The 13,649-nt window shown below is 68.0% G+C and carries 11 protein-coding genes and 1 pseudogene; 7 read left to right on the top strand and 5 right to left on the bottom strand.

What is annotated here, in order from left to right; translation table 11 throughout:
• The first annotated feature begins 154 nt into the window (after positions 1–154).
• The 4 genes and pseudogenes from N5D30_RS06115 to N5D30_RS06100 all read left to right on the top strand — a co-directional run bounded on the left by N5D30_RS06115 (position 155) and on the right by N5D30_RS06100 (position 6,537).
• On the top strand, positions 155–964 hold the full coding sequence (locus tag N5D30_RS06115) for an SGNH/GDSL hydrolase family protein (RefSeq protein WP_279908174.1): 810 nt from the start codon (positions 155–157) through the stop codon (positions 962–964).
• Positions 965–1,057: 93 nt separating this feature from the next.
• Positions 1,058–5,048: pseudogene (gene hrpA / locus N5D30_RS06110) on the top strand (ATP-dependent RNA helicase HrpA).
• 83 nt (positions 5,049–5,131) lie between these two features.
• Entirely contained in the window at positions 5,132–6,223 is a 1,092-nt protein-coding gene (locus N5D30_RS06105) for a GGDEF domain-containing protein (RefSeq protein WP_279908173.1), read from the top strand.
• A gap of 86 nt (positions 6,224–6,309) precedes the next feature.
• Positions 6,310–6,537, top strand: coding sequence for a DUF3079 domain-containing protein (locus N5D30_RS06100; RefSeq protein WP_279908172.1), 228 nt, complete (start codon positions 6,310–6,312; stop codon positions 6,535–6,537).
• 47 nt (positions 6,538–6,584) lie between these two features.
• On the opposite strand, the gene N5D30_RS06095 is transcribed toward N5D30_RS06100, so the two are convergent.
• On the bottom strand, positions 6,585–8,288 hold the full coding sequence (locus N5D30_RS06095) for a hypothetical protein (RefSeq protein ID WP_279908171.1): 1,704 nt from the start codon (positions 8,286–8,288) through the stop codon (positions 6,585–6,587).
• A gap of 164 nt (positions 8,289–8,452) precedes the next feature.
• Here N5D30_RS06095 and N5D30_RS06090 point away from each other — a divergent pair, with 164 nt between their 5' ends.
• Positions 8,453–8,986, top strand: a complete 534-nt coding sequence (locus N5D30_RS06090; protein ID WP_279908170.1) for a DUF3087 domain-containing protein — start codon at positions 8,453–8,455, stop codon at positions 8,984–8,986.
• A gap of 75 nt (positions 8,987–9,061) precedes the next feature.
• Here the strand turns inward: N5D30_RS06090 and N5D30_RS06085 are convergent, their stop codons facing one another.
• The 4 genes from N5D30_RS06085 to lepB form a co-directional block, all read right to left on the bottom strand.
• Positions 9,062–9,661 carry a LysE family translocator gene (locus tag N5D30_RS06085; RefSeq protein WP_279908169.1) on the bottom strand — a complete coding sequence of 200 codons (600 nt, stop codon included), beginning with the start codon at positions 9,659–9,661 and terminating at the stop codon, positions 9,062–9,064.
• A gap of 95 nt (positions 9,662–9,756) precedes the next feature.
• Positions 9,757–10,593, bottom strand: a complete 837-nt coding sequence (locus tag N5D30_RS06080) for an AraC family transcriptional regulator (protein ID WP_220814529.1) — start codon at positions 10,591–10,593, stop codon at positions 9,757–9,759.
• Positions 10,594–10,701: 108 nt separating this feature from the next.
• On the bottom strand, positions 10,702–10,950 hold the full coding sequence (locus N5D30_RS06075; RefSeq protein ID WP_279908168.1) for a VF530 family protein: 249 nt from the start codon (positions 10,948–10,950) through the stop codon (positions 10,702–10,704).
• Between the two features lie 64 nt (positions 10,951–11,014).
• A complete protein-coding gene (gene lepB / locus N5D30_RS06070; protein ID WP_279908167.1) occupies positions 11,015–11,545 on the bottom strand; it encodes a signal peptidase I in 531 nt (176 codons plus the stop codon).
• A 302-nt stretch (positions 11,546–11,847) separates the two neighbouring features.
• Between lepB and N5D30_RS06065 the strand changes: the two genes are divergently transcribed.
• The gene (locus tag N5D30_RS06065; protein ID WP_279908166.1) at positions 11,848–12,195 is read left to right on the top strand and encodes a hypothetical protein; all 348 of its coding nucleotides are present in this window, start codon (positions 11,848–11,850) and stop codon (positions 12,193–12,195) included.
• Positions 12,196–12,769: 574 nt separating this feature from the next.
• Positions 12,770–13,636, top strand: a complete 867-nt coding sequence (locus N5D30_RS06060; RefSeq protein WP_279908165.1) for a glycosyltransferase — start codon at positions 12,770–12,772, stop codon at positions 13,634–13,636.
• The last annotated feature ends 13 nt before the right edge of the window (positions 13,637–13,649 follow it).

The following is a 13,649-nucleotide window of genomic DNA, read 5'->3' as shown; positions in this document are numbered from 1 at the left end:
ACGGCCACCATCTCTCCTGAACGGTATGACCTCTCGTCGCCAATGCCAAGTGCCAGCATTGCGACAGCGGTCGATTCGCATACCCTGCGGCGGTCGTGCACGGGCCCGTAACCCGCGCCGTTGCGCTTTCCGGGGGACCTCCATGCGTATTTCCATGCGTCGAATCCTCCTGGCCTGGATGCTGGGAGTGGCCGTCGTCGGCCAGGCCGTGGCCGGCGATCTGCCGACCGCGCAACCCGTGATCGGCTCGACCCTGCCGGGCCAGCCGATCAGCGTGCTGTTCGTGGGCAACAGCTACACCTTCTATAACGACCTGCCGCAGATGGTCCGGCGGATGTCTGTCGAGGCCGCCCAGCCGCGCCCGCTGCAGGTGCGCGACGTGACCTTCGGCGGCGCCAGCCTGCAGGCCCACTGGCAACGCGGCGAGGTGCAGCAGGTCATCGCCGGCCAGCACTGGGACTACGTGGTGATCCAGGACTTCAGCACTATGCCGGTGGATGACCCCGACCTGACCCGCGAATACGTGCGCCGGGTAGCCGCCGCCGCGCGCGAGGCCGGCGCCCAGCCGATTCTCTACCTGACCTGGGCCCGCCAGGCCAGGCCGGCCATGCAGGACCAGCTCGACAGCGTCTACACCGAGCTGGCCAATGAGACCCATGCCCTGCTGGCGCCGGTCGGCCAGGCCTGGAAGCGCGCGCTGGCGGTGTCGCCGCAGCCGCACCTGTTCATCGAGGACGGCAGCCACCCGAGCTACGCCGGCAGCTACCTGGCCGCCTCGGTGTTCTATTCGCTGATCTACGGCGTGCAACCGCCGGCGCCCTCGGCCGAGCAGCTGGCGCGGCTCGACCAGGCCAACCCGGGCGACCTGCAGGGCTACGCCTGGGCGTCGATCCAGGCCCAGGACCTGGCCCTGCGCAGCGTGCCGCAGGCGCTGCGCAGCCTGCCGGTGACCGCCACGCGCTGACCATACGGTGCGCACGGCGCACCTTGCGGGCGTCTTATTCGGTGGCGGAATCTGCGACAATCGCGCCTTTGCCACGATTGCCTGCGCCGCCTGATGACCGACATCGCCTCCCTGCACAAGAATATCGATCACGCCCTGATCGCCGACCGCCATCGCCTGCGCCGCCAGCTCCACGAGCTGCAGAAGCATTCGGGCACGCCTTCGTGGGATGAGGCCAAGCAGGCGCAGTGGTTGGAACGCTTCCAGGCGTCCGTGGCCAAGGTCGAGGCGCGCAAGCGCAGCATCCCGACCATCCGCTACGACGACGCCCTGCCCATCGCCGCCAAGCGCGACGAGATCAAGGCCGCGCTGGAGCAGCACCAGGTGCTGGTGATCGCCGGTGAGACCGGCTCGGGCAAGACCACCCAGTTGCCGAAGATTTGCCTGGAGATCGGCCGCGGCACCCACGGCCTGATCGGCCACACCCAGCCGCGCCGCCTGGCCGCGCGTAGTGTCGCCACCCGGGTGGCCGAGGAGATCGGCACGCCGCTGGGCGAGCTGGTCGGCTACCAGGTGCGCTTCGAGGACCAGTCCAACGAGCGCAGCCTGATCAAGCTGATGACCGACGGCATCCTGCTGGCCGAGACCCAGCACGACCGCTTCCTGGAAAAGTACGACACCATCATCGTCGACGAGGCCCACGAACGCAGCCTCAACATCGACTTCCTGCTCGGCTACCTGAAGACCCTGCTGCCGCGCCGCCCCGACCTCAAGCTGATCATCACCTCGGCGACCATCGACCTGGAGCGTTTCTCCAAGCACTTCAACGATGCGCCGATCATCGAGGTGTCTGGGCGCACCTATCCGGTGGAGACCTGGTACCGCCCGCTGGCCGCCGAGGTGGACGAGGAGGGGGAGAGCCTGCTCGACGACCTCACCGTCGACCAGGGCATCCTCGCCACGCTGGACGAGATTGCCGCGCACGAGAAGGCCGAGGGCAAGCGCCCCGGCGACGTGCTGGTGTTCCTCCCCGGCGAGCGCGAGATTCGCGAGGCCGCCGAGGTGTTGCGCAAGGCCAACCTGCGTTTCACCGAGGTGCTGCCGCTGTACGCGCGGCTGACCCCGGCCGAGCAGCAGAAGATCTTCGCGCCCATGAGCGGACGCAAGATCGTGCTGGCCACCAACGTCGCTGAGACCTCGCTGACCGTGCCGGGCATCCGCTACGTGATCGACAGCGGCACTGCGCGCATCAGCCGCTACAGCTACCGCGCCAAGGTCCAGCGCCTGCCCATCGAGGCCGTGTCCCAGGCCAGCGCCAACCAGCGCAAGGGCCGTTGCGGCCGGGTCGAGCCGGGCATCTGTATCCGCCTCTATAGCGAGGAGGACTTCCTCGGCCGTCCCGAATTCACCGACCCGGAAATCCTCCGCACCAACCTGGCGGCGGTGATCCTGCAGATGCTCCACCTGCGCCTGGGCAGCATCGAGGACTTCCCCTTCATCGAGCCGCCGGACGGCAAGGCCATCAGCGACGGCTTCACCCTGTTGCAGGAGCTGTCGGCGGTCAACCGCGAGAGCCAGCTCACGCCCATCGGCCGCCAGCTGGCACGCCTGCCCATCGACCCGCGCCTGGGACGCATGGTGCTGGAGGCGGCCAAGCTCGGCAGCCTGGACGAAATCCTCATCGTCGCCTCGGCGCTGTCCGTGCAGGACCCGCGCGAACGGCCGATGGAGCGCCAGCAGGCCGCCGACCAGGCCCATGCCCAGTGGAAGGACGTGGACTCCGACTTCGCCGCGCTGATCAACCTGTGGCGCGGCTTCGAGGAAAAGCGCCAGGAGCTGGGCAGCAACCCGCTGCGCAGCTGGTGCAAGAAGAACTTCCTCAACTATTTGCGCCTGCGCGAATGGAGGGACGCCCACCGCCAGCTGGTGCTGATCGCCCGCGAGCTGCAGCTGCAGACGCCGGGTGGGAGCGGCGCCGACCAGGGACACCAAGGTCAACGTCATCGTCCGCGAGCAGGCCGAGGCCGGCGAGGCGGCGCAGCGCGCCAAGGGCTACGCCGCCGTGCACAAGGCGATCCTCAGCGGCCTGCTCAGCCAGATCGGCCAGAAGACCGAGGACGGCGACTACCTGGGCGCGCGCCAGCGGCGTTTCTGGATTCACCCGTCCAGCGTGATCGGCCGCAAGAAGCCGACTTGGGTGATGACCGCCGAGCTGGTGGAGACCACCAAGCTGTTCGCCCGCATGGTGGCGAAGATCGAGCCGGACTGGATCGAGCCGCTGGCCGGCCACCTGATCAAGAAGAACCACTTCGAGCCGCACTGGGAGAAGCGTCGCGGCCAGGTGGTGGCCTTCGAGCAGGTCACCCTGTACGGGCTGATCGTGGTCGGCCGCCGGCCGGTGCACTTCGGCCCGGTCGACCCGGTGGCGTCGCGCGAGCTGTTCATCCGCGAGGGCCTGGTGCGCGGCGAGATCAACAGCCGCGCCCGCTGCCTGACCGCCAACCGCGAGCTGCTGGAGCGCCTCGACGAACTGGAGGCCAAGGCCCGCCGCCGCGACATCCTGGCCGACGAGGAAACCCTGTACGCCTTCTACGAGGCGCGCGTCCCGGCGGAGATCCACCAGGCCGCCACCTTCGAGAGCTGGTACAAGGTCGAGAGCGCGAAGAACCCGCAGTTGCTGATCATGCGCGAGGAAGACGTGCTGGCCCGCGACGCCAAGGAGGTTACCGCCGCCCAGTACCCGGACATCCTCCAGCTCGGCGAGCTGCAATTGCCGCTGACCTATCACTTCGAGCCGAATCATCCGCGCGACGGCGTGACCCTGCGCGTACCGGCGCCGCTGCTGCCGCAGCTGCCGGCCGAGCGTCTGGAGTGGCTGGTGCCGGGGCTGATCGAGGCCAAGGCCGTGGCCCTGGTGCGCAACCTGCCCAAGGCCATCCGCAAGAACTTCGTGCCGGTGCCGGATTTCGTCGGCGCGGCGCTGGCCAAGATCGTCTTCGGCGAGGGCAACCTGCCCGAATCCCTCGGCCGCGAGCTGACCCGCATGACCGGCGCCCGCGTCTCCGACGAGGCCTGGGAAGAGGCCGCCGATCAGCTCGACGGCCACCTGAAGATGAACCTGGAAGTGGTCGACGCCCGCGGCAAGTTCCTCGGCGAGGGCCGCGACCTGGCCGAGCTGACCGCGCGCTTCGCCGAGGCCAGCCAGGCCGCCCTGGCCATCCCGCAGCAGAAACAGGAGCAGAAACCGGTGGAGGCCAGGGCCTTCGCCCAGGTCGCCGAGAAGACCCAGCAGAAGATCGCCGGCCTCTCCATGACCGTGTTCCCAGCGCTGGTGGAGGAGGGCGGCGTGGTCAAGGAAGGGCGCTTCCCGACCCAGGCCGAGGCCGACTTCCAGCACCGCCGCGCCCTGCAGAAGCTGCTGCTGCAACAACTGGCCGAACCCGCCAAGTACCTGCGCGGCAAGCTGCCGGGCCTCACCGAACTGGGCCTGCTGTACCGCGAAATGGGCCGCCCCGAGGCGCTGGTCGAGGACATCCTGCTGGCCAGCCTCGATGCCTGTGTGCTCGACGGCGAGGCGGCCCTGCCGCGCGACGGTGCGGCGCTGGCCGCCCTGGCCGAGAAGAAGCGCGGCGACTGGACCGCCCATGCCGAGCGGATCGCCAGGCTGGTGCTGGACATCCTCAAGCTCGCCCACGGCCTGCAGAAACGCTTCAAGGGCAAGATCGACCTGGCCCAGGCCATGGCGCTGAACGACATCAAGCAGCAGCTCGCCAACCTGGTGTATCCCGGCTTCGTCCGCGAGACACCGGGCGAGTGGCTGAAGGAAGTCCCGCGCTATCTCAAGGCCATCGAGCAGCGCCTGGACAAGGTTGGCGGCCAGGTGCAGCGCGACCGGGTGTGGACCGGCGAACTCACCGCCGCCTGGGAGCAGTACCAGGCCCGCGCCGCCAAGCACGCCCAGGAGGGCAAGCGCGACCCGGAGCTGACCCTGTACCGCTGGATGCTGGAGGAGTACCGCGTCTCCCTGTTCGCCCAGCAACTGGGCACGAAAATGGCAGTGTCCGACAAGCGCCTGGCCAAACAGTGGAGCCAGGCCGAGGCCTGATGGCATTCTGCATTCATGTCGGCGCGGATCAGGCCGACACAGATGAGCCATCCGGAGAAGATGGCGGGGAGCCCGGATTGACCTTGATCGAGAAACTGCAGCGCTCGCTCGACCCGTTGCACGGCGTGCCCGAGGCGACGCGCCGGGAATTCGCCGGCTGGTACAGGCAGGCCAAGCTGCCGCAGATCCGCTCGGTCGCCTTCCTGACCATGGTGCTGTACCTGATCTACGCCGCCATCGAGCAGAACGTGGCCCGGGATCACCTCGGCCTGCGCCTGCTGGCCCACGGCGTGCTGGTGCCGCTGGCGCTCCTGGCGGTGGGCGTGGCCAGCTACTTCCCCGCCTGGCACCGCTGGATGCTGGCGCTGCTGTGCATCGCGCCGGTCAGCGCGGTGCTGACCAACCTCGCCTTCAACCGTGGCAACCCCGACTTCGCCTATTTCGTGCCGGAGATCTACCTCAACCTGATGTGGACCTTCACCGTCTCCGGCCTGACCCTGCGCCAGGCCATGCTGACGGCCTCCTGCTCGGCCCTGGTGCTGATGGCGCTGACCCTGGTCGATGCCCTGCAGCCGGGCGCGTATCGCCTGCACTTCATCTGGATTCTCGCCGCATTCTCCTTCGGTCTGCTCTGCGCGTTCGTGATGGAGAGGGCGCACAAGATCATGTTCCTGCACCAGGACCGGCTGGCCCTGAGCGCCAGTCTCGACGGCCTCACCGGCCTGTTGAACCGCGCGCGCATCGACCAGCTGTTCGCCGATGAAATCACCCGCGCCCAGCGCTACGACACGTCGTTCTCGGTGATCCTGCTGGACATCGACCACTTCAAGCATGTCAACGACCACCATGGCCATGCGGTGGGCGACAGTGTGCTGCGCCAGTTCTCCACGCTGCTGTGTGACAACGTGCGCAACTGCGACAAGGTCGGCCGCCTGGGCGGCGAGGAGTTCCTCATCATCCTGCCGGAGATCGACGCCGAACAGGCCCGGTCCGCGGCGCTCGCCCTGCAGGCGCGCATCCGCCAGTTCGACTTCGATACCGTGCTGCGCAAGACCGCCAGCTTCGGCATCACCCAGTTCCGTGGCGACGAGAGCCCGCAGCACATGCTCGATCGCGCCGATCGTGCGCTGTACAAGGCCAAGGCCGAGGGCCGCGACCGCATCGAGGTGTACTGAGCCGGCGCGCCGATGACCCAGGTCAAGGCGTGGCTGGCCCGGTGCCGTAGCCTGCAGGCATCGCGGCAGTCCGCACCAGGCACGCCATGGCCAAGAAATTCCCGCTCAATCCGCCCCATCCCGAGCGCATCTGCTGGGGGTGCGACCTGTATTGCCCGGCCACCTCGCTGGCCTGCGGCAACGGCGCCGACCGCACCATGCACCCGGTCGAGACCTTCGGCGAGGACTGGTACCGGTTCGGCGACCTGGGTTTCACCCCCGAGCCCGGCGCCAGGAACGTCGAGCTGATCCCGCTAGTGCCTGTCACCGAGTAGGCGGTGGTCCGATGGGTCTGGTCTCGGCTGGATGTCCGCGGGGCGGATCACGTCAGCAGTCTGAGCGCCAGCAGCATGCCCAGCGCCACGACGATCACCAGCACGCCCGCCAGCAGTTGCGGGTGGCGGCTGCGCCACAGGGCCAGGTGGGCGGCCCAGGGGTTCCGGGCGCGGGCCTGCTTGAGGCGCGGGTAGAGGTACTGCTCGACCTGGCGGTGGTCGAAGAACAGGAACAGGCCGTTGCCCAGCGCCACGCAGGCGTCGTCGGTCAGCAGGTGCTGCGCGCCGTAGCCGAGCCGCTCGGCAGGCACCACGACCTGCCGGCGCGCACTTTGCTGGATCAGGAACTCGTCATCGCGCAGGCCGACGCGCTGCCGGCACAGGCTGTCGATCAGCCAGGCGGTGAGCAGCAGGAGGAACAGCACGCCCCCCGTCATCGCCGCGACCGGTCCCGTGATCGCCGGCGGCTGGTCGGCGACGGCCAGTGGCAGCAGCAGGGTGCTGCAGAACAGCGCCGCGATGAGCAGCAGGACCAGGAATATCCAGGGCCGCCAGCGCAGCAGGCGGTTGTCCAGCCAGAGTGTCTGGCCGACCGGCAGTGGCGCTGCCGGTTGCTGGATCAGCTTGTCGAGCGGGCGCAGCCGCAGGCCCTGGAACGCCGCGCGGGTTTCCTCGCGCTCCAGGCGCCAGGCCGCGTACAGGCCGCCCAGCATGACCAGCACGAAGCCGCCCAGGCCCAGGCGGGAGAGCAGCTGCCAATGTTCGATGGCCGCCCGGCTCTCGGCTTCCAGCCGGGTCAGGGTGGCGGATTGCGCGGCGGGAAGGGCGCCCGTGGCACGGTCGAAGCGCAGCAGGCGCGGGGCCTCGTAGTCGGCCAGCCACAGGCTGTCGGCGAACCAGGCCATGGCCAGCGGGTCGCCCAGTTCGGGCGCCGACAGTTCGGCGAGGACCCGGCCCTCGTCGTCCAGGCGCACCACCCGGCCGTTGGCCAGGTTGCGGTCGCCGGCGTTGACCCACCAGGCCTGGCCGTCCCAGGCGAACTGGTGGGGCCAGCGGTGCTGCTGGCTGACGCGGAAGTTCAGGCTCTCCTCGACCCGGCCATAGTCCTGCGGGTCACGGCTGACCCGGGCGAGCCGGTGGTGATTGGTGTCGGCCAGCCACAGCTGGTCGCCGCGCATCACCAGCTGGTTGGGGAAGCGCAGCTCGTCGATGCCGCTGCGGGCCAGCAGCTCGCCGTGCTCGTCGAGCAGGTACAGGCGGAATTCGCGGGTGTGGGCCACATGGACCCGCTGGGTGTCCGGCTCGACCAGCAGGTGGAAGGCGCCGTCGAACGCCGGCAGATCGCGGCCGAACGGCTGGCAGCCGTCCACATTGCAGCGCCGGAAGCCTTCGCCGGCCTGCAGCGGCCTGGGATGCCGGTCCTGCAGGCGCAACCAGCTGGTCAGGCCATGGGCCAGGCCCGGCTCGCCGGGGCGGTGGTAGAGCAGCAGGTCGCCGTTGGCGAACACCGCGAAGTCGCCCTCCGCCCGGATGCCCAGCTCGCCCAGGTCGAGGATGCGCTGCTCCTGGCCCTCGCGGTCGAGCCAGACCAGATGCTGGCCGAACTGCACCAGCAACTGGCCGTCGTGCTCGCGCAGCAGCCCGTAGCGGTCGGCCTGCAGTTTGGCGTCGTTCGCCAGCAGATAGAGACCGACGCTCAAGGCCGCCAGTGTGGCGATCAGGCAGGCGGCCAGCAGTGATTTCCCTTTCATCGACGACTCCCCGGACAGTGGCCGGCGAGTATGCCAATTCGGCACGGTCCGTTGCGCGAGGCAGTCGACGGAGCGTGGCATCTGGCCTGCCGGACGGAGGGCGGGTAGCATCCGCGCAGCGCCTCCGGCCCGGAGGCGCCGACCCATCCGACAGCAGGAATCCCATGTTCGACATCCAGCCCATGAGCCCCGAGCACTACCGCCAGCAGACCCGCCGCAGCACCTTCCTGCTGGCCGGCGTGTTCCTGGCGCTGGGCATGCTCTGCGCCACCGCCAGCACCCAGCTGTTCGGCACGCCCGGCGGCGACAACTTCACGTGGAACCTGATCGGCGTGCTGGCCGGCCTGGGCCTGACCATCGCCCTTGTGCGCTACCAGCTGTGGTCGCGGCCGTTCATGGCGGCGGCGGTGTACGGCTGGCGGCTCAAGCGCAGCCTGATGAGCGTGACCAACGTGATGCACCACGTGAAGGCCGGCGTGGCGGCGGGTGACGAGAGCGCCATGAAGCTGCTGCGCTTCTACCACCTGGGCGTGAGCCAGATGCACCAGCTGGACGGCAACAGCGCCGACCTCAGCCAGATGGTCCGCGAGATCGATGCCCACCGCGAGGCCATGCTGGCGCGCGGCCTGGACGTGGAGCAGAACCGCCTCGACCCGGCCTGGCTCGAATCGGTGAAGCGCTTCGAAGCCAAGCGCTGAGCACAGTGGCGGTGCGCACGGCGCACCCTACCTCGCATCGTAGGGTGCGCCGCGCGCACCAGGCATGGTCCGGGTCTACACCAGCAACGCCATCCAAGTGGAGGCGAACAGCAGCAGCGCCAGCGCCTGGTTGAAGCGCCGCATTCGCTCCGGCGCTTGCAGGAGCCGCGCGCTGCCGGCGCCGAGCAGGGCCCAGACGGTCATGCATGGCAGCGCCATCAGCAGGAAGATCAGCGACAGCTGCGCTACGCGCAGGGCCTTGTCCGCGCTGTCGGCGGCGAACACGCTGACCACCGCGACCGCCATCATCCACACCTTGGGATTCACCAGCTGCAGCAGCGCCGCGCCCAGCGGGCCCAGCTCGCGCTGGCCCGCCGCGTCGGTCTGCAGCGGCGTGGCCGCGTGGCGCAGCAGCTGCCAGGCCAGCCAGCTCAGCCACAGCGCGCCCAGCCAGCTCATCGCCAGCTGCACGCGAGGGTAGCGCAGCAGCGTCTCGCCCAGGCCGAGGCCCACCAGCAGCACGATCAGCGCCGCCCCAAGACAGGCGCCGAGCACCAGCGGCAGGGTGGCGCGCAGGCCGAAGCGGGCGCCGTGGCCGAGCGCCAGGATGTTGGTCGGCCCCGGGGTGATGGTGGCGACGAAGGCGAACAGCAGGAAGGGCAACAGGGACTGCATGGTTCAGTCCCTCCGGCCGTGGCGTGGAGGATGGGTGCGACGCATGGCATGGGGTCTCCTTTATCGGGAGGACCATGTTCCGGCGCGGCGGCGAATCAGTCTGGAAGCTTTGAGCAGCGGCGCCGGTAGTCGGCGGGGGTGAGCCGGTAGGCGCGGCGGAACCATCGGCCCAGGTGGCTCTGGTCGGCGAAGCCGAGGGCGCTGGCCACGTCGGCGGGGCTGTCGCCACGGGCCAGCCGCTGACGCGCCTTGGCCAGGCGCAGCTGGATCAGGTAGGCGTGCGGGGCGATGCCGAAGGCGCTCTTGAAGGCGCGGCCGAGGCGGAAGCGGTCCACTCCGCAGGCCGCCGCCAGGTCGTCCAGGCCGATGTCCTGGTCGAAGTGCGCGTGCAGGTAGTCGCGCGCCACCTGGGCCACCAGCGGCAGGCGTGGGTCGGGGTTCTCCCGCTTGCGCCACTGCAGGCGGCTGGTCATGGTGCCGAGCAGGTCGTCGATGGCGGTCTGCCGGACGATGCGCAGGTCGCCCTGGTGCAGGGTCTGGAAGGCGCGGAAGATGGCGCCGGCCAGGCGGCTGTCGTTGTTCAGGATGCTGGCGAAGCTCGGCGTGCTGTCCGCCGGCGCGTGCTCGAAGAGCGCGTGCAGCTCGCGCTCCAGCCACTGCGGGTCGATGTACAGCATCGAGTAGGTGAAGCCTTCCTCGGTCGGCGCGTGGCCGTCGTGGATCTCGCCCGGCTCCAGCAGGATCACCTTGCCCGGCGTGCTCAGGTGCTTTTCCCGGCGGCAGTTGAACTGCTGCACGCCCTGCTCGGTGACGCCGACCAGGTAGCTGTCATGCCAGTGCGGGTCGTAGGCGTGGCCCTCGAAGTGGGCGCGGATCGACTCGATGCCGGTGTCGGCATCCTGCGTGAAGTCGATCCAGTTGCGTGTATCCACGGGCGTTCCGGCGAGAGTGGGCGGGGCGGGTACCGACCTTAACCGGTTTGCGCGGCGGCGTTTAGAAGATTCGTGCAGGTCGCCGGACCGCTTATCCGCCTGCCCGGTTCAGTGCTTGCCGGCGATGTCGCGGAGATACAGCGCCTCCACCTTCTCCCGCGCCCAGGGCGTCTTGCGCAGGAACTTGAGGCTGGAGTCGAGGCTGGGCTCGTGCTGGAAGCAGCGGATGGCAATGAGCTGGCCGAGACGCTCCCAGCCGTGCTTGTCCACCAGGGCCTGGAGGATGGCTTTCAGGGTCAGGCCATGGAGGGGATCGTTGCTCATCTGTCGGATCGGCTTGCGGGAGTGGGCGATCATTCTACTGATCTCTCCAGCCCGTAGGGGCGTTCACGAAGGATACGCATCGCTGGCGGCCGGCATGTCAGAGCAGCTTACCGGCCCGGCCGATCAGGTTGGCGGCCGGTACCGGCCCCCAGTAGCGGCTGTCGTACGAGTGGTTGCGGTTGTCCCCGAGCATGAAGAACTCGCCGCCCGGGATCGTCCGCTCCGCCATCTCGGTGGTTTCGGGTGTCCGCTCTTGGGCGAGGTCCAGCACGTAGGGCTCGTCCAGCGCCTCGCCATCGATGAACACGGTGCCACCCCGCAGCGCTACCCGCTCGCCCGGCAGGCCGACCAGGCGCTTCACGTACTTGGTCTCCGTCTGCTGCGGGTGAAGGAATACCACCAGGTCGCCCCGTTGCGGCGTGTCTAGCCGGTAGGGCCAAGCGTTGACGATGATGTGGTCGCCGTTCTCCAGAGTCGGGTTCATCGAGTTCGCGGGGATCAGGAAAGGGGCGATGCCGAGCAGGCGCAGGCGCGGGTCGAGACTGGGAACGTCGAGCGGATTGATCAGGTAGATGACGACCGGCAGGGCGGTGAGGGCGGAAAAAAGCGGCCAGAAACCGAGGCGCATCGGCAGTTCCTTATCGTGGCAGGACCGGTTGGCCCGACATCCTGTTCGGTGGTGCGACGTTATGCAATGCACTGCGTGCCGTGCAACCCATCCATCTGCGGGGCGAGGTAGGGCGCACCTTGAGGACTTTCTTCGTCTGCCGCTGCGCTGTCATCCGGACATCGCCAGTTGTCCTATGGACTTTCTGGTCATGCTGTCATATCGACATTCATAGTTTTCAACCTGTTGAATTCAAAGGACAAGTTTTCTGGCATGAAAGCTGAGTAGTTCCCTGGGCACAAAATTGCCAACGGAGAACTTCCATGCGTCGCTTTACCTTGCTTGCTTTCAGTGTCGGCCTGCTGGCCGTGCAATCCGTCCAGGCTGCCGAGGTGGTGGCCGAGCGGGAGGAGAATTCGGTCGGCACCGGCTTCGGTGCGCTGACCGGGCTGATGGTCGGCGCCGCCACCGGTGGGCCGGTCGGGGCGGTGGTCGGCGCGGCGCTGGGAGGCTGGGGTGGAGCCCAGGCGCAACGCGCCAGCGGCCAGACCGGCACTGCCTACGTGGTGCGGGACGAGGCGGGCGAAGAGCGCTGGATTCGCTCGCCGCATCAGCGTTTCGAGACCGGCAAGCGGGTGGAAGTGCGCGGAGGGCGCATTCAGCCCGAATGACTCCCGGGCGCGCTCCGGCTGCTCCGGGGCGCTGCCCTTTTCTTCGGCTATGTCTCTGTTACGTGTTGTAGTGCTCTGACTCATTCTGGGTCCCCGCCTGCGCGGGGATGACGAGGTAGGGGGAAGTTTCTTCCGAAACCGTCATCCCCGCGCAGGCGGGACAGCAGCTGTATCGCTGAACAGCGCTTGCGCTGGCCCGAAGGGGAATAATCCAGGGGCAGGTAGCTGCAGCGTTCAGTTATAGGGGGGTGACCGCACAACGCACAGGGCTGGTAAGCCGCTTGCCGGCGTAACCCACCGGCGGTGGTGCGGTCGATTGCGCTGGTGGGTTACGGCCTGTGGCCCAACCACCCTACCGTCTCCCAGACAGGCTTCCTCAGGACAGTTGTAGCGTCTGCAGCACGCAACGGGGACATAGCCTTTTCTTTGGCATCCTGCCTGTGGTCGGAAGCGCGATGCTGCCCGTCCGATGGGGGCTGGAGGGCATCTTCAGGAGAGACGTTTGGCAGTATGATGCCGCGCTTCGGCCTCGATGCCGTGACTGCCAACAGAACAACAGGGAGATTCGCCAAGAATGTCGGAGACGATTCGTGTTTTCGTGGGTTGCGATCCGAACGATTGCGACCTCGAGCAGATGATGGTGCTGGACTACAGCATCCGCAAGCACTGCTCGCAGCCGGTGGAAATCCACTGGATGCAGCTCTCCCGCGACCCCGAGAGCTTCTGGTACTCAAACCCGGAACAGCAGCAGGGCTGGCGCACCGAGGCTTGGACCACACCGTTCTCCGCGTTCCGCTGGGGCATCCCGGCGTTCTGCGACTACCAGGGCAAGGCCATCTACATGGATACCGACGTGATCGTGCTGTGCGATCTGGCGGAGCTGTGGAACCAGGCCTTCGAGCCCGGCAAGGTGGTGATGGCGAAGGGCGGGGAGGAATCCTGGCGCTTCTGCGTGTCCATGTGGGACTGCGCCGAGGCGAAGAAGCACCTGCCACCGATAGAGGAGCTGCGGGGCAAGCCGGAAATCCACCAGCAGTTGAAGAAGTACTACAAGACCCACACCGAGGTGATCCAGCCGTTCGATACCCAGTACAACAACATCGACGGCGAGAACACCCCGGTCGAGCAGATCAGGATCCTCCATTACTCGGACATGGGCACCCAGTTCTCCCACGGTATTTCCTTTCCCCGCCTGGAGCGCGAAGGGCGCAAGCACTGGTTCGACGGCACCGTGATGCCGCACCCGAGGCAGGACCTGCAGGCGCTGTTCGAGCGCTACTACCAGGAGGCGCTGGACGCCGGCTACAGCCTGGAGAACTACCGCATGAAGCAGGTGTTCGGCGTCTTCCCGAAATATTCGCAGAAGGCCTACTCCGGCAACTCGGTGACCCGTCCGAAGCACTGGTGGAAACGCCTGTTCCGCAAGAAGGCCAAGGCCTGATCCCGCTGCGGCG

This window comes from Pseudomonas sp. GD03875 (genome assembly GCF_029840585.1).
Classification (GTDB): domain Bacteria; phylum Pseudomonadota; class Gammaproteobacteria; order Pseudomonadales; family Pseudomonadaceae; genus Aquipseudomonas; species Aquipseudomonas paralcaligenes.
Note: the sequence above shows the minus strand (reverse complement) of the source record. Positions and strands in the feature narration are given on the sequence as shown.

Bases quoted from the DNA above. Each gene is read 5' to 3' on its own strand.
- N5D30_RS06115 (WP_279908174.1), top strand. From the start codon at position 155: ATGCGTCGAATCCTCCTGGCCTGGATGCTGGGAGTGGCCGTCGTCGGC.
- N5D30_RS06100 (WP_279908172.1), top strand. From the start codon at position 6,310: ATGGCCAAGAAATTCCCGCTCAATCCGCCCCATCCCGAGCGCATCTGC.
- N5D30_RS06095 (WP_279908171.1), bottom strand. From the start codon at position 8,288: ATGAAAGGGAAATCACTGCTGGCCGCCTGCCTGATCGCCACACTGGCG.
- N5D30_RS06090 (WP_279908170.1), top strand. From the start codon at position 8,453: ATGTTCGACATCCAGCCCATGAGCCCCGAGCACTACCGCCAGCAGACC.
- N5D30_RS06085 (WP_279908169.1), bottom strand. From the start codon at position 9,661: ATGCAGTCCCTGTTGCCCTTCCTGCTGTTCGCCTTCGTCGCCACCATC.
- N5D30_RS06075 (WP_279908168.1), bottom strand. From the start codon at position 10,950: ATGATCGCCCACTCCCGCAAGCCGATCCGACAGATGAGCAACGATCCC.
- lepB (WP_279908167.1), bottom strand. From the start codon at position 11,545: ATGCGCCTCGGTTTCTGGCCGCTTTTTTCCGCCCTCACCGCCCTGCCG.
- N5D30_RS06065 (WP_279908166.1), top strand. From the start codon at position 11,848: ATGCGTCGCTTTACCTTGCTTGCTTTCAGTGTCGGCCTGCTGGCCGTG.
- N5D30_RS06060 (WP_279908165.1), top strand. From the start codon at position 12,770: ATGTCGGAGACGATTCGTGTTTTCGTGGGTTGCGATCCGAACGATTGC.